The organism is Pseudovibrio denitrificans JCM 12308 (assembly GCF_001310815.1).
Lineage (GTDB): Bacteria > Pseudomonadota > Alphaproteobacteria > Rhizobiales > Stappiaceae > Pseudovibrio > Pseudovibrio denitrificans.
This window is the reverse complement of record NZ_BAZK01000006.1, coordinates 174,106-195,996: the sequence shown is the minus strand read 5'-3', so window position 1 is coordinate 195,996 and position 21,891 is coordinate 174,106. Positions and strand designations below refer to the sequence as shown.

General features: G+C 51.8%; 21 protein-coding genes and 2 pseudogenes. 10 read left to right on the top strand and 13 right to left on the bottom strand.

The genetic code is table 11. From position 1 onward, the window contains the following. Nucleotides 1–352: 352 nt before the first annotated feature. Together rpsU and JCM12308_RS09555 are read left to right on the top strand one after the other, a co-directional pair. Nucleotides 353–601 (top strand): 30S ribosomal protein S21, encoded by a 249-nt coding sequence (rpsU, locus tag JCM12308_RS09560; RefSeq protein ID WP_235861627.1) that lies wholly within the window; start codon nt 353–355, stop codon nt 599–601. A 210-nt stretch (nt 602–811) separates the two neighbouring features. Beyond that, nucleotides 812–1,657 carry a tetratricopeptide repeat protein gene (locus tag JCM12308_RS09555; protein ID WP_208978419.1) on the top strand — a complete coding sequence of 282 codons (846 nt, stop codon included), beginning with the start codon at nt 812–814 and terminating at the stop codon, nt 1,655–1,657. Nucleotides 1,658–1,705: 48 nt separating this feature from the next. On the opposite strand, the gene JCM12308_RS09550 is transcribed toward JCM12308_RS09555, so the two are convergent. From JCM12308_RS09550 to JCM12308_RS09525, 6 genes and pseudogenes are all read right to left on the bottom strand, one after another. After that, on the bottom strand, nt 1,706–2,611 hold the full coding sequence (locus tag JCM12308_RS09550; RefSeq protein WP_054783560.1) for an alpha/beta hydrolase: 906 nt from the start codon (nt 2,609–2,611) through the stop codon (nt 1,706–1,708). A 10-nt stretch (nt 2,612–2,621) separates the two neighbouring features. Continuing rightward, nucleotides 2,622–3,392 (bottom strand): acetoacetate decarboxylase, encoded by a 771-nt coding sequence (locus JCM12308_RS09545; protein WP_014286984.1) that lies wholly within the window; start codon nt 3,390–3,392, stop codon nt 2,622–2,624. 141 nt (nt 3,393–3,533) lie between these two features. Further along, complete coding sequence (locus JCM12308_RS09540; RefSeq protein WP_054783559.1) at nt 3,534–4,847, bottom strand: hypothetical protein; 1,314 nt, start codon at nt 4,845–4,847, stop codon at nt 3,534–3,536. A gap of 193 nt (nt 4,848–5,040) precedes the next feature. After that, complete coding sequence (locus JCM12308_RS09535; protein ID WP_208978418.1) at nt 5,041–5,289, bottom strand: aa3-type cytochrome c oxidase subunit IV; 249 nt, start codon at nt 5,287–5,289, stop codon at nt 5,041–5,043. 136 nt (nt 5,290–5,425) lie between these two features. After that, a pseudogene (locus JCM12308_RS09530) lies at nt 5,426–6,797 on the bottom strand (ABC1 kinase family protein). 113 nt (nt 6,798–6,910) lie between these two features. Beyond that, nucleotides 6,911–7,324: a DUF3224 domain-containing protein gene (locus JCM12308_RS09525; protein ID WP_054783626.1), complete on the bottom strand. Its 414-nt coding sequence runs from the start codon at nt 7,322–7,324 to the stop codon at nt 6,911–6,913. Nucleotides 7,325–7,414: 90 nt separating this feature from the next. Here JCM12308_RS09525 and JCM12308_RS09520 point away from each other — a divergent pair, with 90 nt between their 5' ends. Then, on the top strand, nt 7,415–8,113 hold the full coding sequence (locus JCM12308_RS09520) for a DUF6597 domain-containing transcriptional factor (protein ID WP_208978417.1): 699 nt from the start codon (nt 7,415–7,417) through the stop codon (nt 8,111–8,113). Between the two features lie 114 nt (nt 8,114–8,227). Here the strand turns inward: JCM12308_RS09520 and JCM12308_RS09515 are convergent, their stop codons facing one another. The 5 genes from JCM12308_RS09515 to purB all read right to left on the bottom strand — a co-directional run bounded on the left by JCM12308_RS09515 (nt 8,228) and on the right by purB (nt 12,407). Beyond that, nucleotides 8,228–9,136, bottom strand: coding sequence for a heme-dependent oxidative N-demethylase family protein (locus JCM12308_RS09515; protein ID WP_054783558.1), 909 nt, complete (start codon nt 9,134–9,136; stop codon nt 8,228–8,230). A 60-nt stretch (nt 9,137–9,196) separates the two neighbouring features. Then, the gene (locus JCM12308_RS09510) at nt 9,197–9,748 is read right to left on the bottom strand and encodes an RBBP9/YdeN family alpha/beta hydrolase (RefSeq protein ID WP_054783557.1); all 552 of its coding nucleotides are present in this window, start codon (nt 9,746–9,748) and stop codon (nt 9,197–9,199) included. After that, on the bottom strand, nt 9,735–10,535 hold the full coding sequence (locus tag JCM12308_RS09505; protein WP_054783556.1) for a metallophosphoesterase family protein: 801 nt from the start codon (nt 10,533–10,535) through the stop codon (nt 9,735–9,737). The genes JCM12308_RS09510 and JCM12308_RS09505 overlap by 14 nt, the downstream gene beginning before the upstream one ends. 154 nt (nt 10,536–10,689) lie before the next feature. Continuing rightward, on the bottom strand, nt 10,690–11,049 hold the full coding sequence (locus tag JCM12308_RS09500) for a VOC family protein (RefSeq protein ID WP_054783555.1): 360 nt from the start codon (nt 11,047–11,049) through the stop codon (nt 10,690–10,692). A 17-nt stretch (nt 11,050–11,066) separates the two neighbouring features. Continuing rightward, nucleotides 11,067–12,407, bottom strand: coding sequence for an adenylosuccinate lyase (gene purB, locus JCM12308_RS09495; RefSeq protein ID WP_054783554.1), 1,341 nt, complete (start codon nt 12,405–12,407; stop codon nt 11,067–11,069). 299 nt (nt 12,408–12,706) lie between these two features. Between purB and JCM12308_RS09490 the strand changes: the two genes are divergently transcribed. From JCM12308_RS09490 to JCM12308_RS09480, 3 genes are all read left to right on the top strand, one after another. Continuing rightward, nucleotides 12,707–13,084, top strand: coding sequence for a VOC family protein (locus JCM12308_RS09490; protein WP_054783553.1), 378 nt, complete (start codon nt 12,707–12,709; stop codon nt 13,082–13,084). Nucleotides 13,085–13,184: 100 nt separating this feature from the next. Further along, nucleotides 13,185–13,961 (top strand): helix-turn-helix domain-containing protein, encoded by a 777-nt coding sequence (locus tag JCM12308_RS09485; RefSeq protein WP_054783552.1) that lies wholly within the window; start codon nt 13,185–13,187, stop codon nt 13,959–13,961. Between the two features lie 18 nt (nt 13,962–13,979). Further along, nucleotides 13,980–14,450, top strand: coding sequence for a PaaI family thioesterase (locus JCM12308_RS09480; protein ID WP_128647363.1), 471 nt, complete (start codon nt 13,980–13,982; stop codon nt 14,448–14,450). Between the two features lie 45 nt (nt 14,451–14,495). On the opposite strand, the gene JCM12308_RS27755 is transcribed toward JCM12308_RS09480, so the two are convergent. Further along, nucleotides 14,496–15,536: an alpha/beta hydrolase gene (locus JCM12308_RS27755; protein ID WP_164845285.1), complete on the bottom strand. Its 1,041-nt coding sequence runs from the start codon at nt 15,534–15,536 to the stop codon at nt 14,496–14,498. A gap of 9 nt (nt 15,537–15,545) precedes the next feature. Between JCM12308_RS27755 and JCM12308_RS32995 the strand changes: the two genes are divergently transcribed. Both JCM12308_RS32995 and JCM12308_RS09470 read left to right on the top strand, forming a co-directional pair. Then, complete coding sequence (locus tag JCM12308_RS32995; RefSeq protein ID WP_373282349.1) at nt 15,546–15,623, top strand: TetR family transcriptional regulator; 78 nt, start codon at nt 15,546–15,548, stop codon at nt 15,621–15,623. A gap of 47 nt (nt 15,624–15,670) precedes the next feature. Continuing rightward, nucleotides 15,671–16,096, top strand: a complete 426-nt coding sequence (locus JCM12308_RS09470; protein ID WP_054783549.1) for a TetR/AcrR family transcriptional regulator C-terminal domain-containing protein — start codon at nt 15,671–15,673, stop codon at nt 16,094–16,096. Between the two features lie 53 nt (nt 16,097–16,149). Here JCM12308_RS09470 and JCM12308_RS09465 read toward each other — a convergent pair. After that, nucleotides 16,150–17,996 (bottom strand): annotated as a pseudogene (locus tag JCM12308_RS09465) (M3 family oligoendopeptidase). Nucleotides 17,997–18,224: 228 nt separating this feature from the next. Between JCM12308_RS09465 and JCM12308_RS09460 the strand changes: the two are divergent. Together JCM12308_RS09460 and JCM12308_RS09455 are read left to right on the top strand one after the other, a co-directional pair. Then, a complete protein-coding gene (locus tag JCM12308_RS09460; protein ID WP_008551667.1) occupies nt 18,225–19,781 on the top strand; it encodes a sigma-54-dependent transcriptional regulator in 1,557 nt (518 codons plus the stop codon). Between the two features lie 286 nt (nt 19,782–20,067). Next, nucleotides 20,068–21,720, top strand: coding sequence for a L,D-transpeptidase family protein (locus tag JCM12308_RS09455; RefSeq protein WP_054783548.1), 1,653 nt, complete (start codon nt 20,068–20,070; stop codon nt 21,718–21,720). Nucleotides 21,721–21,891: the final 171 nt, after the last annotated feature.

Below are 21,891 nucleotides of genomic sequence, written 5' to 3'. Positions count from 1 at the left end.
AATCAAAGGTTGCATTATGCTTATCAGAGTTCAGCCATGAAGTTATAATGGATTTTGAAAGCTATTTTTACTTATCTTTTACTTTAAGCAAGAAGCCGCCGATACGCCAACTTGAAGAAAACGTGCGACTGCTGCTGCGATTGCCTTGCTCTGGAAGAGGTATTCCCCCTTATCCCATCTATAAATTAACATAGATTCTCAAGTAAGGAGGTAGACAGCCCACACTCAGTCTGCTAGTTACCCCGTCAAGAAGCGACGCATCAGCGGCGACGAAGTCCTTGTGACCCGTGCATATGCGCTAAGCATCGCTATCAATCATTTCATTTATGTCGTTCTGGATATCTTATCCGGAATGCTCGAAGGTAAGGATAAACGCGTGCAGGTTCTCGTTCGCGATAATAACGTCGATCAGGCGCTGAAAGCGCTTAAGAAAAAGATGCAGCGTGAAGGCATCTTCCGTGAAATGAAGCTTCGTGGCCACTACGAAAAGCCATCTGAAAAGAAGGCTCGCGAAAAGGCTGAAGCTATCCGCCGCACCCGCAAGCTGGCACGTAAGCGCGCACAGCGTGAAGGCCTGCTGCTCGGCAAAGGCCGTCGTTAATTCGGCGATATCCGGGGCATCGCACAGCTAAGGTTCAACAATGTTTGACACAGCCTGCGACCTTCTCGGAGCTTGAATTCAGAACGGACTAACCGGTAAGCCGGTTGGTCCGTTTATTGTTTCTGCTGGTTCATTCGACCTTTTTTTGCCACACTAAAGTGTAGGCTACCGTGTCATTGCAAGGACTCTTTAAGAATGGGGCACATTCTCGTGAACAATAAACTGGCTAAAGGCATCTGCGCGTGTCTGCTCGCGCTTGGCGTTGCAGCGTGCCAATCCAACTCTTCCGGCCTTGTTTATCAGAATGTACCTATCGACAAAGCTGTTGGCTCTTCCTCCAACATCGATAGTCTGAGCGCTGTTGTTGACGCAAACCCAACCGATGCAGACGCTTACAACAAGCGCGGCATCGCATATGCAAAAGCAGGACGCCTTGATCAGGCAACTGAGGACTTCAACAAGTCCCTGCAATTGCGTCCTAACTCTTATCAGGCTTATGCAAACCGCGCGCTGGTGGAACGCCGCAAAGGCAACACCTCACAAGCCATTCAGGATTACAGCGCAGCTCTGTCCATCAAGCCAGATTATGTGAAGGCTCTCAACGGACGCGGCAACACGTACCGTTCCATCGGCCAGAACACGTCAGCCCTGCGTGACTACAACGAAGTTATCCGTCTGAACGCTGGTGACGCACAGGCCTACCACAACCGCGGCCTCATCTATCAGGCACAGGGCCTGCAGGAAGCCGCGCTGAATGACTTCTCATCCGCAGTCGGCCTGAACTCCCGTGCTTACTCACCACTGATCGCACGTGGTGTAACCTACCTTTCACTCGGCGATGCAAAATCCGCCCTTAAAGACTTCAACGCAGCAATTGCACTGAACGGAAAGTCCGCATCAGCATGGGCAAACCGCGGTCGCGCTGAAGAAGCTTTGGGGCAGATCACTGAGGCACGTCAGTCCTATACCAGAGCATTGCAGCTTTCCTCGACAAACCAGATCGCGAAAGAAGGCGCCAAGCGTCTGGCAGTGTCCTCTGGCGTACCGCAAGCCTAAGCGCTTTATACATAGAGCTTCCAAAGGCCGGGCTTCCGGCCTTTTTTATTACCTCGACCCCAGACTGTGCCCCAGCATCCAGTTGATCTCATCCCGCCAATTAATCATGCGGATCGGCGTGCCGTGAGAGCCTGTCTCAAACAAACGAAACCGCACCGGATATCCCTTTGTCTTGGATACAAGCGCCTGAAACAAAGCATATTGCTTTTCCCAGCTGTACACGCGATCTGCACTCCCGTGACCAAACACGATAGGCACACCAGCCCCATAAGCTTCGCTTGAAAGAAGCCGTCGATCTGTAGCACCTCCAAGGAAAAACAAACCAGACAGACGGCCTGCCACACCAGCGTCACTAGCCAAGCCATAACAAACCTGAGACCCCATGGAGCCACAGGCAACAATCACAGCAGCATTTGGGGCGAGTTCTCGATACTGCGCAATCAGCTCCCGAATTTCCTGCGTGCCTCTCGGACTTTCAAGCTTCACGTCAGGCGATAAATAAACCCCGCCGTTTCGCACCATCAGGTTCTTGAGGCGATTGAAGTTCCCACCAAACGTCCAGTCCGCATTCCCCTGTTTCCGGTTACCGCCCTTTCCATGCAGATAAAGCACCAACAGTTTCGTCTTGGCATCAGGAGAGCCAACACGAATGTGCTTTCGCTTGCTGCCTGCTAAGACTGCCGAGCGTTCCCGTACATACCAGGACGGTCTGCTGGAAACATACCGTCCGTCAACGCGCCGCTCAGGAATTTCATCCCGCTCCCGCAAGTCCCGTTGTATCTGGTAATCGAGCCTCAAAAACGCATCGCCCTGCCCCTGCTCCAACACAAGCGGATAAGCAAAGAGTTCATCCTTATAGGGTTTCAGCTCAAAGCCAGCAGCCTGAGAGAACGACAAACCCACCATCATCAGACCGACAATAATCCTGAAGCAGCTTTGCAGAAGCCCAAGCATCGCCAGCCTCCTACGGCTTCAGGTAATCATGTATAACCCGGCCATACGGCAATGTGAGATCGGTGATAAAGTGAACGCCCCCCAGCGACTTGAGCATTGGTAGGTCAGCAACTGGCGCATTGGCGTGGTGAAACAGCTGCAAGCTCGCAGGGCCAGACCAAGCCCCCTTCACAGTCACATCAGCAACTTCATAAGCTACCAGCTGAGCAATCGCCAATGAGCCATCAACATCAGGAATAAGCTTCAGATTCACCTGCGTTTTCTGCAGTTTCTTCAGGATCGCATCTGGATGACACTGCGTACCATGCTCCACATCGTAAAGAAGGTGCTGGTACTTATAGCCCATCGTCGCAATAGCGATCGTTACTCCATCAAACTCCAGATGCCCGGTCAGTGTCGCGCCTGTCACACTCAGTTCCGGATGCCCCAGTTTCTTAGGGAATCCCCAAATCTCACGCCCACCAAAGATCGGTGGCGTATCATCAAGAAACATCTGCTGGGTGAAGTTGACTGGGTGGTCACCAAACTTGGCGGGGATCACGATGCCGGATTCAGTATAATCCCCAAAGCCAGCAGAATCTGGCATGCGGATCACCTCAAACATCACCTTGTTGGAACCATCTGGTTCGAGCGGTTCTGGTAAGGCTTCGCGAATAGCGTCGGGATCACTCTCGTAGGAGACCACAAAGAACTCGCGGTCGATAAACCTGTAAGGCCCCTTGGGATAAGCAGGAGAAGCAATCGGCATGGAAGCCTGTTCAAGAATATCGGCAATTTTCATGGACCACCTCGATCATGAAAGGGTGTGATACGCAGCCAAATCACCAGCCAGCGCGCTCTCACCATAAGCACCGATATTTTGGATGTTGCCCCTTGGGTTTTGGGGTGGCACTTTCAGAGCTCACCCCAAACACTTTTTCAATCAGCTGGTTATGTCGATTTCCTTGAAGGTCGCGACTGGCGCTTTTTCGCGGATAACCCAGTTCAACGCCCCAAGTTCTGTCTTCAACGTCGGATGAACCAGTCCAAACATGCGAAGCTCACTTGCGCCAGTTCCAGAGCTACTCTGATTTACACGGCTGGCAATGTTGAGCGTGGTGGTAGACTGATCAACACTCCATCCAATTCGATCACCTGCTACAAACGCAACTTTTCGTCCTGTACGCGTAGTCCCGATTGCAACGCCCTCAACCAACTCCACAGAAGCAAGGCGCTCCGTATCAATGTGGTAGTCAGCAATCATCATCAGGCCAATCAGATAATAATAACCGGCTTCCTGAGACAAGCCTCGACGGCTCGCCTGATCAATTAACGCAGCTTTGCCACGAACACCTTTCAACGCATTCAGGCTTGCAACAAACACAATCTTTTCGCCGCGAGTCATGGATGTTGCACTCAGGAAGGACTGTGTGGTCCGCTGCGGAACAGCCATCTCACCCAGCATCTCCCGCATCTTCTCATCCGCAACCGTCGGGCTCGCCTTCAACGCTTCACTAAAGTTCGTCGTTGCCAGCACGCCACTCACAGCAGTGCCCGCACCACCCGGAATAAACACAGTCGCCAGATTAGTCAGGCGGTTAGAAGTAGCATAAGCCCAGGCGGCTTTATCAAGCTCATCTGATAGCGGAGGAAAGGTCGTATACGGGTCAACATTCGCAGCCACGGCAATATAGCGGCGCGCTTTATCGCGTCCAACAACAGCGGCCGCAACACTTTCAACTGCAGAAGTCTTCTTGGCTCCGCCTTTAGAAGGCGCAGTCGCACCAGAGTTACCGGTAATCGTATTGACTGTCCCGTTCAGCAGCAACCCAACCCCATCAGCAGTGGAACTGAGTGTTTCTTTCGGATCGGTGACAAGGCTTCCTAAGAAAGTCAGTGGCTTGGCAACAGCACTTACGACGCCCTCGCCCGCCTGCGAAACCGTATCCATCTGCTCAATACCGCGCAGAGCTTGAAGCTCATTAATCCGCTTTTTCAGCGTCGCAGTACCGCGCACCTTGTAGGTCTTACCCTGAACCCGAAGGCTGTATTGAAGCAGCGTCCCATTCCGAAGGACGGGCGGCAATATCTCATAATTGCTGCCACGCACGGCAACACCCTCTTCCTTCAGGATCTGAGAGAAACCCAAATCTGAAGAGGCAGAGTGAGACGGTGATGAAGCAATCGCGACCACAATGAAGATGGCAAGCAATAAAGAACAGCGCAGGAGTACGCGAACAGTTTGCGCAGTAGACATAAGATACCCGAACTCAGAACAACTATTACTAAGGCCCTATCCTTCAATAATGATCAGAAAAGGGCAGCGCCTCCGCTGAATCTCGGGGTTGAAACGAAAAATCGCAGAAGCACACAGCTCCTGCGATCCTCAAAACCGTTTGAAACCTGAGGGTTTCCCTAGATTGTCAATGCAACCGTCACCGCACATGCAATCAGGAAGACGATTCCTGGCACAACGTGGCTCTGTCGCCAGATGCCATACCAACACCTGCTGCAATCACATTGGCGACTGTGATGATACTTGCCCATACCGTCCCGGCAGTACCACCAAATCCAACCATTGCAATAACCAATACGAACGTAAGAACCGCAAGAACGCCAACCTTTGAGAAGTTGATGAAGTTCTTGTAGGTCTTCTCGTGTTCCTCATAATCCATAACAGACGCGCTCCCGTCAGCCATGATTCCCCCTCGAAACAAGTAGTTTTCCTGATACGATTCTTTAACATCACAATGTCATGTGACGCAACTTCCGTTAAGAACCGCTCAGGAAATAACCGAGGTGTCGGGGATAATTCCAGCTGGCAAAGTATGAGCTTCAATCAGCAGCAGTCAAACCACATAAGTCCAGTTGTTGCTTTTGATGGGCAGTCAGCACATCTCGTTCAAACCCATCAATCTGCTCGTTGAACAACTGGTGAAAGTTCAACTCTGCACGCAAATGCAGGAACACAGACCCAAGCCCAATGGCTGCACGGTCCATGAAAACGAAGTAGCGAGGGATCTTTACCGGTCCCAACTCTTTCAAAGACTGATGCACCCGGAACGCTTCTTTCCGGCCATAGGTCGCCGGAGACACGCCATCCGCAATGGAACGCGTCCTGTCACTGAGCAATGGACCAAAAATGAAGTTTGCCCAGATGTTCAGCGTCTCGATGAGCTCCTTCGTCAGCCCTTCAAAACCCCAGGTCTCATACGGCTGAAACCACCCGAGCCTGATCATCCTCAAGCAGCCCGTGGTACAGATCAACAACCCCCTGAACAAAGTCAGGCGGAAAGATCCGCACACATCCATAATCCAGCAGGTTCACACCCGCAGGCTCTTTGCCATCCTCAAAGATCGTGTAGTTGCCAAGATGAGGATCTCCATGGATCACACCGTAATGTGCAAAGGGATGCCACCAGGCTTTGAACATGACCTGCGCGATCTTATTTCGGGCCTCCAGCTTCTCCTGCCTGTACGCAAGCAGTGGACGCCCCTCTAACCAGCTCATGGAAAGCAAACGTCGCGTTGAAAGATCTTCAACCACCTCAGGAATCTGGATCTCTGCATCTTTCGCAAACACATTGGCATAAAGCTTCGAGTGTCGTGCTTCACGTCGATAATCCAGCTCTTCGCGCAGACGGGCGCCGACTTCCTTCGCAATCTCGGATGTCTCGATCGCTGGCCGAAACCGCCGGTGCAACGCCAGCAGCATATCAAACTGGTTCAAATCGGCCTCTACCGCACTATCCATATCTGGATATTGCAGCTTGCACGCCAGCATCGATCCGTCCTGATTAAAGGCGCGGTGCACCTGACCAAGAGAAGCCGCAGCTGCTGGTTCCTTCTCAAACTTATCGAACTTGCCTTGCCACCCCGGCCCAAGCTCAGCGCGCATACGTCGTTTAACGAATGCCCAGCCCATCGGCGGAGCATTCGCCTGCAAACTAGCCAGCTCTGCTGCATACTCTGGCGGCACCGCATCAGGGATTGTCGAAAGCAGCTGCGCCACTTTCATCAGCGGCCCTTTAAGTTCTCCGAGAGATTCGGCAATAGCAGCTGCATTCTTTGCGGGGTCTTGATCCCAGCCGAACAACCTGCCAGCAGCAAGCTTGGCTGCAATGCCGCTCATATTGCCGCCAACCTTGGCATAGCGACCAATGCGGGCAGTCATTCGGTTTGCTTCGCGATCACGAGATGAAGGCATATGGGGTTCCTGCGTCTCACACTCTTTATGCAATATATAGTGCACTGCAAAACCTAGCAGAAAACGCAGAGAACCCAAGGGCACTTTTGAGATTTACCTAATCACATCTTTGTTCAGGCTTGCTCAACCCTCTCGGCAAACTCCAGCTCAAACTCACTCTCAACTGCATTGCCATGAGACGTCACAAACTTGCCGGCCCCGGATACGCCTTCAAAATCCCCCGTCCCGGAACCCGGCACCACAGTCATTTCCGACTGAACACCCTCAGCATCAAAAATACCAGTCTCCTCAACGAGAAACGTGCCTTCACGCGGCCCACACCGACCGGACACCTGCGTATAGCCGTTATAATTGCCCAGCTTTTCATTCACATACGCCAACTGATAAAACGTGTTGACCTGCCCAACAATATCCCCTCCAACGGGACCAAAAGCACGAACAGCTGCAATCTTACTCGTACTGGAAAGTGTCTCAGAAACTTCTTCTTTCCATTCTTCAACTTTGTAGGTGCACTTGAGTTTTGCCATCTTCAACTCCTCGATTGAACGAACCGAAGATCTAATGCGCTCTCAATCGAAGGGCTTGTAAAAGCGCGACAGCTGCTATCTTTTATGCTCATGCCAAATCAGGATGACACTTCAAACCAGATCAGCGGCCTACTGAACCAGCAGTGCAGCCTCCAACATTTCAATCTGGAGTGGCTCGAACCCGCCGCGCCGTTACAGGAAGCAATCGAGTTTTACTGGCTGATCACATGGGATCTGCGAGATAAGCCACCTTACGAGCAAGCCAACCTTCCGCACCCGTCCCAACACATCGTCATAGACACCACCCAAACGACAGGTGTTTTTGGCATCAACACAGGTGTCTTTAATTATACGCTGCAGCAGACCGGTCGCGTCTTTGGCGTAAAGTTTCGCCCCGGAGCCTTCGCAGACTTCTTCCGCTACAATCCTTCACAGCTCCTCAACACCCACGAGAGCATTGAGCCGTTCCTCAAAGTTCCAGAGCAACAACTCATCTCAGATCTGAGGGAAACCAATCTCCCGAAGGCCTTTGCCCAACAGATGGATGAGCACTTGCTCAAGCTCCAACAGCTACTCACGTCTAAAGCAAGAGATGCCCGCGCACTTGTCGAGCTTATTGCTCAATCAGATGAAATCAACAATCTGACAGACCTATCTAGGATCTCTGGCATCCAACCAAGAACAATCCAGCGCCTGTTCCAAAGCCACGTTGGCGTAAACCCTAAGTGGGTGGTTGAACGATACCGTATGCTGCTGCGGTTGACGCGATTAATCAGGGCCAGAACCTGAGCCTGACCGACCTGGCACATTCTCTCGGCTACTTCGACCACGCCCATTTCAGCAAAGCCTTTAAAAACTAACAGGCCATACCCCAAGCCATTACCTGCCAGAAGCCGAACCCGCCTAAGCCGTTTCTTTCACAACAGCATCAAGCGCTTGCCCGATAACGTGAGCATGCGCTTTGATGCCTTTGTAAGCCAGTTGATCCTCATTCAGCCCAAGAACTTGCGCTTTTAGACCCTGCGCCAACTGATCTCCATCAGGATGTTCCAGCAAATTTTTGATGGGATCGTGATGCACGCGGATTGTGAAGAGGATGTCCCCGCTCTCTGGCAACCGTCGCAGTGTTTGCTTTTCAACACGCACATAAAGCTGCTCAAGAGCCTGTTCTGGCAGAGAAAAAGCCTCACGGTGCAAACGGGAAACAGGATGGTGTAGGTCGCCGTCTGTATAGAGCGACCAGTTCAGCCGCCAGACGGGCTTGTCAGCTTCCAGTCGCTCAAAGATCCGCTGAACCATCTGCCCCATACGGTGGCCATTGAAGTCCGGCACACCCTCATGGATGGCAGTCATTGAACCACCGAACTTCTCTGCCAAAGACCAGCTGGAGGGAAAGCACAGGCTCGCCGCCACAAGCCGATACCCGTCCTCTCCTTTGCGCATCAGCACCAGATCTTCCTGCACCAATCGGGAGATCGACAGAAGCGGAGCTTCAACACCAGCAGAAAACTCAATACTCTTATCAGTTCCCTGCAAAGCCAGAGCCCCATCAGCATCACACGCATAAAGCTCTGGAAATTGAACCAGCAAGTGCGATGAGATCAACTCAGCCACCTCACGTTGAGCTGTTTCCGTATTTGCCTCAGCAGCAAACACAAACGCGCTTGGGTCAGCTATGAGCCGCTCTTTTTCATCTAAATGCGCAATCAAAAACTCATCGGGCTCAATCCACTCTTTCAAATCAAGTGGTTCAAGCCCAACGGTAAACGGTTTCTTGGAGCCATCATAAGGTGTATGAGCAAATCGCGACATCAAACGCCCTCCCCATGCAAACCATGCACCGGATGGAGGGCATTCAGCAACCTAGACGGATTACCCGAGCTCTTTCATGAAGTGCGCAAAGGAGATGATGCCTTCTGGCCACGGCCCCTGTCCGCTTTCAGAGTTAATGTGACCACTCTCACCCGCATCCTGCAAACGCGCGTTCCACAGCTTCGCAAGCTGCTCCGCTCGCTCATAGGTGCAGTAAGGATCATTGCGGCTGGCAACAACCTTGGCATGGAATGGCAGCGGGGACGTTGGGAACGGAGCAAAGCCGTGTAGTTCAGTTGGCACGCAGGAGCTGTCATCAACATCTGCCGGTGCAACCAAATAAGCGCCTTTCACCCAATTCTTGATGCGAGGGGCTGCATGAACAACGGTTGCAACACCAGCGGAGTGCGCAACAAGCACCACCGGCCGTGTCGCTTCCTCAACCGCCTTCACAACATTGTTCACCCACTCCTCAAGATCAGGCTTACTCCAGTCTTTCTGCTCAATGCGCCGACCAGTGGAGAATTTAGCCTGCCAGCGGCTTTGCCAGTGATTTGCGTCGGAGCCATGCAGGCCGGGGACAATCAGAATGTCCGCCTCAGAAATCTTCATAGGGTTCCTCAATACGTGGTCGTGCTAAAAAGTCTGGCAGCTTAATAGGACGAAAATAGCCGGTTTTCAAAGCTCCAGCCCAATCTCCACGCTGATTACGCGCAGCTTTTCTGCTCGCATGGTCCCAATCATAGTTCACCATGCGCTCTTCAAAGGACCATCGCGTGCCAACACGGGTCACAATCATATACCGCGCATGCGGGCTTCCAACTTCCATCACGTGCGAATGTGGCTTGTCATCATCATACGCAGGAAGCCCCACGCTACCTGCATTCATAACGATTTGCCCCGTTGTCTCCAGCCAGATCACCCGCGGAATATGAGTGTGCCCACACACGATCAGCGGTGACGTCACATTGCCAATATGCTCCAGCACGTACTCAGGAGACGCAAGCTTAGTACGGTCATCACTGAGTTCCTCAGTCAGATAAACATTATCCGCTGATGGGGTGCCATGACACAAAAACACATTCTCCACGTGCTCCATTTGCGTCGGCAATTGCTTCAGCCATGCCTTTGATTCATCAGAAAGCAGCGAATAGGCATGCGCATCGCTTGGCCCCATATTGGACTGGGCATGGTCCACCAGATGCCGGTCATGATTGCCGCGCACCGTGAGCCAGTTTTCAGCAATGAGATACTGAGCGGTCTCTTCCGGCCATAACGGCCCGGAGACACAATCGCCCAGATTGAACACCAGATCCGGCGACTTCCGTTTGATGTCACGATGAACAGCTTCCAGAGCAGGCAGGTTACCGTGAATGTCGGAGATAACCGCAAATCTCATAGCAAAAACTCCAAAAGCGTATTCCTGACGAGCAACTCATTTGCGAAAAAAGAATACGCACAACAACATTGGCAAAACAGTTGGCCAAGCCACTGCATCAGGCAGCAAGCTTTGCCAGCACTGGCGTGATTAAAACCTTAAACAGACCAAGTTGTCAGCGAGGTTCGCCCAGCAATGTCAAAACATTGCCAAACGGATCATGAAAATGTGCAAGAACTCCACCCCATTCCTGCTTTTCAGGTGGGCTGGAAAAGGCAACGCCCTTTTCTAAAAGGCGTTCATAGGTGTCGACAATATCGTCCACCTGCAAAGAAGCACCAAGGAAGCGACCAATATACTCGCGGTCTTCTTCGTTATGCGCCTGCTCAATAATGAGCTCAGCGTTGTCGAGCTTGGCACCAAACGCGCCAAGCTCAGGCATATCCCAGCTGAGAGGAAGACCCAGCGTCTCAGCATAAAACTCCTTGGCCTTTCCGATATCATTCACGAAAATCCGCAGACCATAAAGCTTCATCTTCCCCTCCACTGCTATCAACGGGGCAACTTAGCTTCGCCAAACACCCGCTTAAAGATCACGTCAACGTTCTTGGTGTGGTAGCCAAGGTCAAAGCGCTCGCGGATCTGCTCTTCAGACAGGTGCTTGCGAACATCTTCATCGTTCAGCAGCTCAGTCAGGAAGTCCACATCTGCGCTACCGGAAACCTGATAGCTGTCCCAAACCTTCATCGCATTGCGCTGTACCAGACGGTAGCTGTCCTCGCGGGAAGCGCCAGCCTGTGTCAGAGCAAGCAGAATACGCTGAGAATGTACCAGACCACCAAGACGGTCCATGTTACCCATCATGCGCTCTGGGTAAACCACCAGATTTTCCATCACGTTGGTCAGACGAGCCAGCGCAAAATCCAGAGTTACAGTCGCATCCGGACCAATCATACGCTCAACGGAAGAGTGAGAGATGTCACGCTCGTGCCACAGAGCAACGTTTTCCATGGCAGGCATTGCGTAGGAGCGAACCATACGGGCCAGACCGGTGAGGTTCTCGGTCAGCACTGGGTTACGCTTGTGCGGCATCGCAGAAGAACCCTTCTGGCCTTTGGAGAAGAACTCCTCAGCTTCCAGAACTTCGGTACGCTGCAGGTGACGAACCTCAGTCGCCAGACGCTCGATGGAAGACGCAATCACGCCCAGAACCGCGAAGAACATGGCATGACGGTCGCGCGGGATGACCTGAGTAGAAACAGGCTCTGCACCCAGACCGAGCTTCTCAGCAACGTGCTCTTCAACGCGAGGGTCGATGTTCGCGAATGTACCAACAGCACCAGAAATCGCGCAGGTCGCAATCTCTTCACGCGCCAGTTCCAAACGCTTTTTACAGCGATCAAACTCAGCATAAGCCTGCGCCATCTTCAGACCGAAGGTCACAGGCTCAGCATGAATACCGTGGGAGCGACCGATAGTTACGGTGTCTTTGTGCTCATACGCACGGCGCTTCAGAGCTGCCAGCAGCTTATCCATGTCGGCAAGAAGAATATCCGCCGCGCGAACCAGCTGAACGTTGAAGCAAGTGTCCAGAACGTCAGAGGAAGTCATGCCCTGGTGCACGAAACGCGCATCCGGACCAACGATCTCAGCAAGATGCGTCAGGAACGCGATCACGTCGTGCTTGGTTTCACGCTCGATCTCATCAATCCGCGCAATATCGAAGGTAGCCGGACCACCCTTCTCCCAGATCTTTGCAGCAGATTCTTTTGGGATCACACCCAGCTCTGCCAAAGCATCACAAGCATGAGCTTCAATCTCAAACCAGATGCGGAACTTTGTTTCAGGAGACCAAATAGCGACCATGTCAGGACGCGAATAGCGCGGGATCATGCCAGTCCTCGTATGCGTTACAATTCTGTCGCAGGATGTAGCAGCACAGGCTCCCTAGAACAATGCCAGAAAGCAGCAGGAAGACCGAAAAACGCGTTTTTTGGAGAATTTTGCGTTGCTATGTGCAGGTGAAGATTTCTTCATTCCATGAAAAAAGAACCTGCTGCTTTTGATCAAATTTTTCTCAATCAAACACACAACAAGGACATCGCAAAATCTACCCAGTTTGAGCCCGGCAGAACTTCCTCTATGCTATCTCACCTGAACATTTCATACTGGTTCTTGGAGGGGGATATCACATGCAACTGGGCGCGTTCTCACTCAGTCTCACAGTTAAAGATATCAACGCATCAATCGCGTTCTACAAGAAGCTCGGTTTCACCTGCGATCCAAGTTGCGATGGCTCTAACGGGTGGGCGATCATGAAGAATGGTGAGACTGTCATCGGGCTGTTTCAGGGTATGTTTGAAAAGAACATGCTCACCTTCAATCCCGGTTGGGATCAGGAAGCTCAGGCGCTGGATGAGTTCATGGATGTGAGAGAGCTTCAGAAACGCCTGAAAGCAGATGGCATCGAAATCCATGGAACGGAAGCTGACGAAACCACCACAGGACCGGCAAGCTTCACGGTGGTTGATCCTGACGGAAACCCAATTCTGATTGATCAGCATAGATAGCCGGAGAGAAAGCTCTCCAGCCAGCTACGACAAACGTTGAGCTTTAGTAAGCCTCTCAAATCCCTCTACACTCCCCTCATAAATCCAATGAGGTGTGTGAGTGACTGTTCCTTCAGTTGAATTTGCCGATACCAAAGCCTGCTATCTGGAGTTCGAGGCTCTAGATTGGCAAGCCCATTTCATTGAAAGCACATTCTACCTCCGCGATAACGGCACTCTCTCAGCACAAAGCAAAGGAAACTTCGCCTCTCCTTATGCCTCCCTGCGATTTGAGTACTCCACCGACCGAACAGAAGGTCCGCCAAAGCTCAGGTACGTTCCGCCCAAGCCGACAATATCTCCTAAGACCCGCCAGATTTTCGGTGTGATTTGGGGGGTGAAGTTCAAACAGCTGCCACCTCTCCCGATCCAACAGCCGCCCATGGCAGCAATTGATCAGATCAATTCGATCCACACACACTGTGAGCAACACTCGGGAGAGCTGGAAGCCATCCGTCAGGCTCTCACTGAAACCTGCACAATCCTGATGTCTCTCACACCGGGCAATGAAACCTCACACCAACCGACAACTGCGCAATCAGCACGCACACACCGCCGACAGTTCAAGTCGCGTATGGGCATCTCGCCCAAACCATTTGCAGCACTCAACCGATTTCAGAGCACGCTATCAGACATTTCGCAGAGCAACTCACCGCTCAGCGACATCGCCTACGAACATGCCTTCGCGGATCAGGCGCATATGAGCCGCGATTTCAGAGAGAAAACCGGACACTCCCCTGCACAGTTCAGAGAAATCTGGTCAGAAAGCAACTCTGTCCGTTTTCTTCAAGACCATCAGGAAAGCCCGGCATTAAGACTAGGCATAGTAATAGATTAAACCCGTAGGACATTAAGAATGCTCGCAGACAGCATGACAGAATTCACGCCGCGCTTTGCAGGCTATGAGAAAAAAGTAAGAGACAGCTTTGCCCGCCAACCCGCTATGGCTTCACTGGGCATCGAGATCACCAAAGTGGAACCAGGCATCGTCGAGCTGACCATGCCATACAACAAGGACTTCACCCAGCAACACGGTTTCCTTCACGCTGGCATCGTCACCACAGCCTTGGACAGCGCCGCCGGATACGCCGCCTTCTCCCTTATGGAGGAAGACACCGCCGTACTCACAATCGAGCTGAAAACCAACCTGATGAATCCTGCCGCAGGCGAGCACTTCGTGTTCCGGGCAAAAGTAGAAAAACCCGGCCGCACCATCACCTTCGTCAACGCGGCAGCCTACGCCATTAAAGATGGTGTAGAGAAAAAAGTCGCCACCCTCTCTGGCACCATGATGTCCGTCCGCGGCAGAGCAGATATTCAGCAGTAGCAAGCACTATTGGAGAGCTAACACCCTCTCCAACAGAGCCTGCGATCAAAGCTGCTTTTGCTCAAGCCAATCGTGAATGTGAGAAACGGTAGAGGCATAATTGCTTTCCATCATCAGATTATGCCCATTTCCCTCGATCTCGATAAAGTCTGCATGATAGAACTCTGCAGACTTTCGAGCCCCTTTCGAACTGATCACTGCATCTTTCTCCGCACTGACCCAAAGCATCGGCGTCTGCGGGTTCTGCTTTGGCTGCCAGAACGGAGGGTTATGCTGGTTCAACACCAACGCAGATTCAGGGCCGAGCTTTTCATAAAGCTCTTCAGCGCTGCAAAGTCCGCCCTCCGTAATCAACATAGAGGCCGCAGCCTGAGCATTCCGCACAAATGGCTGAGTTGAAAAAGTAAACCCGGACAAAAACAAGCCCAGCGGATCACGTTTAAGATGTAACCCCATGCCATCAAACCAGGTGCTATGCGATGTCCACGATGCAACAAGCACCATCGCTGGAAGGTCATCAGCAACTTTCTTGAGATAGCGCTGCCCTAAGGCTCCGCCCATGCTGTGTCCAATATAAATCGGCTTTACTTTTGACTGCTCAATCTCTGCTTTCAGGAAACCGAGATAATAATCCAAACTGCAAAAGCGCACTGGACGTTGAGTTGGCGATCCTCCGTGTCCAGGCAGACTGATCGCCCAGCTTTCCCAACCATGTTGAGCCAGAATTTCCTGCCAAGGTAGCCAACACCATGCTCCATGCCACATCCCGTGCTGAAACAGGATTGGCGTTTGGTGACGCTTTTCTTTTGGGAGAACCCGAACCCGCTCAATCCCGCCCTCAACAGACCGGCTTACGGTGTAATCTCCACAGTCATTATGCAATTCAGTCATTGTGTTTCCGCGTCTGGCCGGAAACCTCTTGCGATACCCCGACCTTAAGTTAATGATGTTATCTAATATAGATATTGTTAATGGCATTAACTTAATATGGCAAGCACAAAACCGGCTGGCCCGCAAAAGCGTGGACGTCCAGCAAACATCAGTCAGGAAAAAATTATCGCCTGCGCTTTGCAGCTCGGACTTCATGATGTTTCCATGCACACCATTGCAAAGCATCTTGGCGTGTCAGCTACTGCACTCTATCGGCACATCCCCTCGAAACAGGCCTCATAGAACTTTGCACTGATACAATTTCTGAAAAAGTCTCACTCCCGATAACAATGAAATGGGAGCCGTTTCTCTATGAACTGGCACGAGAATATCGCCGCGTGGCCCTGTCTATGCCCGGCTCTGTAGAGTTCATCAGGTATGTAGGCCTCCAAACACCTGAAGCTCTGAAAGTGGTGGAGCATTCGCTGGGAGTAATGCGGCAAGCAGGCTTCAACCCAGAAGCAGCTTTCATGTCCGTCGCAGGGGTTATCTCACACGCCACAGATATGGTGTTGCACGAAGAGCAGGATCTGAAAAAACGCGAAGCTCTGATGAAAGAAAACGCATCCCCGCCCAACTTACCAGAGGTCCTCGCTCCCTTTCCCAATACACTTTGGGCACTGGGAGACAACTTCATGATAGATCACGAACACAACTTTGAAACTGGCCTTAAAATCATCATTGAAGGCATTAAGTCGGTTTACGACATGAAGTAAGCAATAAAAAAGGCGCCCAACAGAGCGCCTTTTTGAACCTAATTCAGTTTGGCTTACGCCTTATCCATCTCTTCCAGTTCATCAATGAACCGCTCGATCACGGCCAGGCCTTTTTGCCAGAAGGCTGGGTCGGTGGCGTCGAAGCCGAATGGGGCGAGAAGTTCGCTGTGATGCTTGGTGCCACCTGCTTTCAGCAGATCGAAGTACTTCTGCTGGAAGCCTTCCTCAGCTTCTTCATAAACCGCATAAAGCGAGTTCACGAGGCAGTCGCCAAAAGCATAGGCGTAAACGTAGAATGGTGAATGGATGAAGTGCGGGATGTAAGTCCAATAGTTCTCATAGCCGCCCTCAAGGTCAATCGCCTCACCAAGGCTCTCTTCCTGAACGCTCATCCAGATCGCCGAGATCTGTTCAGAGGTCAGCTCACCTTCCTTGCGCAGCTCATGCACCTGACGCTCAAACGTGTAGAACGCAATCTGGCGAACCACCGTGTTCAGCATGTCTTCCACTTTGCCCGCCAGCATGATCTGACGCTTTTCAGGTGTTTCTGCTTTTGCAAGCAGATCCTTGAAGGTCAGCATCTCGCCAAACACAGAAGCAGTCTCAGCCAGCGTCAGCGGTGTTGGCGCCATCAACGCACCATTAGGAGCCGCCAGCACTTGGTGCACACCATGGCCAAGCTCATGCGCAAGCGTCATCACATCACGGATTTTACCCTGATAGTTGATCAGCACAAACGGATGCGCACTTGGAACGGTTGGATGAGAAAACGCCCCCGGAGACTTACCCGGACGAGCCGCACCATCAATCCAGTTCTTGTCAAAGAACTCTTCCGCAATGCTTGAAAGCTCAGGTGAGAACTTGGAATAGGCGTCCAGAACAGTAGTCTTTGCTTCGTCCCATGGAATGTCACGGGTATCTGCCTGCGGCAGTGGCGCATTGCGATCCCAGAAGTGCATCTTCTCAACACCAAGCCATTTGGCTTTCATCGCATAGTAGCGGTGAGACAGGCGTGGGTAAGCAGCACGAACGGAATCCACCAGCGCATCAACCACTTCCCGCTCAACACGGTTGGAAAGGTGACGACTGTCAGCAATGTCTTCAAAGTTATGCCAGCGATCGTAGGTGTCTTTGTCTTTCGCCAGCGTATTGGTGATCAGCGTAAAGATGCTCAGGTTCTTGGCAAAGGTTTTGGAAAGCGCACCAGCTGCCTTCTTGCGCAGCTCAGCATCAGCACCCTGCAGCAGGTTCAGCGTCTGCTCAATGGAGAGCTCTTCACCATCAATCTCATAGCGGGAACCAGAAATGGTTTCATCAAACAAACGGTTCCACGCAGCAGCCCCTGTCACATGCTTTTCATGGAAGAGCTGCTCAATTTCCTCACTGCGTTCATGAGGACGCTCTTTGCGAAGGTCTTCCAGCCAAGGGCGATAGTAAGCCAGTTTCTCTGACTTCAGAGCCTCTTCCAGAACCGCTTCATCAATCTTGTTCATCTCCAGAGAGAAGAACAGCATGTGAAGGCTGGCGGTTGTTAGCTTTTCCTGAACATCGCCATAAAACTTCTGGCGCGCCGGATCAGTCGTGTCACCGGCGTAAGAGAGACCAGCATAAGAACCGATGCGACCCATCAGGTCTTCCAGCTCTTCATAACGGCGAACGATCTCGCCATCTCATCGCCGGAACGAGCAGCGATCTCAGCAAGTTTGCCTTTGCAATCCGCCTCGAACTGCTCTGCCAGTTCTTTCGCACGCTCCATATCCTGATCAATCGCAGGATCTTCTATAGAGCTGTAAAATACAGAAAGATCCCACTCCGGTAAGTCACCAAGGCTTCCGGCTGTCATTGCAGCCTCAGCACTTTGATAAGCGATAGGGAAAGGAGTGGCGTGCTTAAGTGTCATTTGAGCGTCCGATTGTGGGTTGGCATGTAACCAAAAAAGAAATCTGAGGTGCGCAGAACAAGTTCCGTAGCACACTGTTTAAATATGCGTCCAATCCGTGCACATGCAATGGCGTGTTTTCACAAGATCCCCAAAATGAAGTGGGCAATTTGTTTACCAAATTGAGTGCAGGATGACCTGAATTGGCACACTATGCATTACTGCCCAATCGATTTGAAGGGATTTCCCATGGCACAGCGCATTTTGATCGTAGATGACGATCCGGTCCAACGCCGCCTGCTGGAAGAGGCAGTGAAGCGGTTCGGATACCGCTCCAAAAGCTGTGTTGATGGCCGTGAAGCGCTGGAAATCCTGACAGGGAGTGCCCAATCCGAAATCGATCTGGTCATTCTGGATCTGATGATGCCGGAAGTTGATGGATTTCAGGTTCTTAAAGAAACCCGGGAAGCCAAAAACGCCGTCCCTGTCATCGTGCAAACCGCCAATGGCAGCATTGAAACCGTCATTGAGGCTATGCGGGCAGGCGCTCAGGATTTTGTCGTCAAACCAAGCCGTCCAGAACGTCTTCAGGTTTCCATCACCAACCTGCTGAAAGTCGCTACGCTGGAAGGCGAACTCACCCGCATCCGCAAGCATTCAGAAGGCACGCTCACCTTTGATAACATTGTCACGCGGTCAGAGCCAATGGACCGTGTGCTTCGACTGGGCGAACGGGCAGCATCCTCCAATATTCCGATCCTGATTGAAGGCGAGTCCGGTGTCGGTAAAGAGCTGATCGCACGCGCCATTCAGGGCTCAAGCGAACGCAGGTCCAAGCCATTTGTCACTGTAAATTGCGGTGCCATTCCCGATCATCTGGTGGAGTCCATCCTCTTCGGTCACGAAAAAGGGGCCTTCACCGGCGCTGTCGACAGGCATATCGGTAAATTTCAGGAAGCAAACGGCGGCACGCTGTTTCTGGATGAAGTCGGCGAACTGCCTCTGGAAGTACAGGTCAAACTTCTTCGCGCTCTTCAGGAAGGCGAAGTGGACCCAGTTGGCGCCCGCAAGCCTGTCAAAGTGGATTTCCGCCTGATCTCCGCAACCAACCGCCGCCTGATCGATCAGGTGAAGGAAGGTAAGTTCCGCGAAGACCTGTATTATCGCCTCAACGTCTTCCCAATCTGGATCCCTCCCCTGCGAGATCGTAGTGAGGATATTCCCGAGCTCACTCGCCATTTCCTCGCGCGTTTTGCTGCAGAAGAAAGCAAGCCTCAAGTTACGGGCATCACTTCTGACACGGTCAATATGCTTAAGAGTTATGACTGGCCTGGCAACATTCGCCAGCTTGAAAACGCAGTATTCCGCGCCGTTGTCCTGTGCGATGGTCCAAGCCTGACATGCGATGACTTCCCGCAAATAGCTCAAGCGACTGATACGCCAATGAGTTACGCGGCAGCGCCGTCTGTTGGAAAAAAAGAGCCGCAAGCTGACGTCTATTCTTCATCCCTAAGTGTAGCGAGTAAATGGGAGGAACAGCAGGACGAACAATTTCTTCATGTCGAAGCAGTATCAGCCTTCGATGCGGAGCAACCTCCCTTTGGATATATGCGTTCACTCGATGGCGAAGGCCATGTGCGCACCCTGACCGGCGTCGAAGAAGAGATGATCCGGACAGCCATATCCCATTATGGAGGCCGCATGACCGAGGTCGCTAAGCGTTTGGGCATCGGGCGTTCAACGCTTTATCGCAAACTGAAAGAATACGGTCTGGAAGAAACTCCAGAAAACAAAGCAGCGCACTAAAGCGCAAGTCACAAGCGTGGCGCAAGGCAGGAGAACGAAGTTCGCTTATCAATTTTGATTGAGCGTACTTTGAGGCATTTTCTAGCACAATATGTGGCAAAAAACCGTGGGTTTAAGTTCATATCACTGAACCTTGAATTTAAAACATCACGCACACGTGCTATCTCAAAACGCATTAGTGTATATGCGTAATAAATATAAGTTTGGGCAAAACAACACTCTTAGATTTCAAGGTATTCGTCTTCTACTTTGAAATATCAAAGAGTTATCAGGTGGGTAGTCATAAATGTTTGGTAGAACGAGCACATCAGTATTGCTCGCAGGGGCAGTTTTTGCGCTTTCATCAACTGTGTACTCTGCGCAAGCCGCAATTCCTGACAATTTTGACGCGCAGCTCGAGCAAGTAAACCTTGCTCTGTCAAATCCGGTTGCGCAGGAAATTCAAAAGGCATTCAGCAAAAAGCATCGCCGTCAGAACTTCCATGCAAAGCGTGAGGCAGCTGCAGCAAAACTCTTCTACGAAAACAGAAGCTTCCAGCCAGCCTGGATCCTCAAAGGCAAGCTCTCATCCGGCGCTCTGTCCGCCATTGAAACTCTGCAATCCGCTGATGAAGAAGGCCTGCACACCGCTGACTACCCGGTTCCGGCAGCTGACTTTAACGCAGATGGCAAAGCAACACCTGACCAGATCGCTGCAGCTGAACTGGAACTGACCCATTCCATCCTCAAATACGCTGAGGACGCACAGGCTGGCCGCGTCAGCCCCTACGCGATTTCCGAGGACATCACCCTTCGCCCAGAACGCCCGGACCCGATTGAAGCGCTGACCTCCGTCGCGCGCTCGGCAGCTCCGGCACAGGTTTTGGCAGCATTCAACCCACCGCATGCTGAATACAAAGCCCTGAAAAAACAACTCGCTGAACTTCGCGAGCAGACCGACAATGGCGATCTTGAAAAGCAGGTCGTTATTCCAGCTGGTAAGCTCCTGAAAGTGGGCAGCAAAAGTTCCCGCGTTGCGCTGCTGCGTGAGCGCCTGAGTGTTCCAACCGTTGAATCTCAGATGAATGTCTACACGCAGGATCTGGCCTACGCTGTTGAGGCATTCCAGGCTGCAAACGGTCTGCATCCGGACGGCGCTGTCGGCCCGCGCACTCTGCTGGCCCTCAATGGCCGCGTGAGTGGTGACCCGATCAAGGACGTCATCGCCAACATGGAACGCTGGCGTTGGATGCCGCGGGATCTGGGTGAAACCCACCTGCGCGTCAACATTCCGGAGTTCATGGTTCGCCTGAACATGGAAGGCTTCGTTCTGTATGAGACACGCGTTGTCGTTGGCAAACGCTCCAACAAGACACCGGTATTCTCAGACAAAATGCAGCATGTGGTCGTAAACCCATACTGGAACGTCCCATATTCCATCGCATCCAAAGAACTTCTGCCGGAACTCCGCGCAAGCAACCCGCAAAGCTACCTGCAAAAGGGCAACTACGAGATCGTGTATGGCGGTAAGATCGTTGATCCGCGCCGTGTGAACTGGGATGCGGTGACCTTCAAGCAGATCCGTATTCGTCAGCGTCCGGGCCGTGGCAATGCACTTGGCAAAATCAAGTTCATGTTCCCCAACAAGCACAACGTATACCTGCACGACACACCATCCAAGTCACTGTTCAACCGCTCCGAACGCGCCTTCTCTCATGGCTGTGTTCGTGTGCAGAACCCATTCGAATTCTCAGATGCTCTGATGGCGACACAAGACACCATCACCGGCAACTACATTCGCTCGCTCGTAGGTAAGAAGCAGACACAGGTGAATCTGCAAAAAGATATCCCTGTCCACATCTCTTACTTCACTGCATTTGTGGATGAGGCCGGAAAGCTGCAAAGACGTCCGGATATTTACGGACATAATCAGGCTGTGATCGACGCTCTGAATCTTTAAAATTGTCACAATCCACATGTATCCACAGTGATATGACGACTTATGCGTGCGGATTCGCGCGCATTTGTCGCATGTAAATAGCGGTTTTTGGCAAAAAACTTGGATTGTTGCCGGTAAGTCACTAGTTCGCGTTAATTGTAACTAAAGTAAAGGCTCATTAACCTTGTCCGC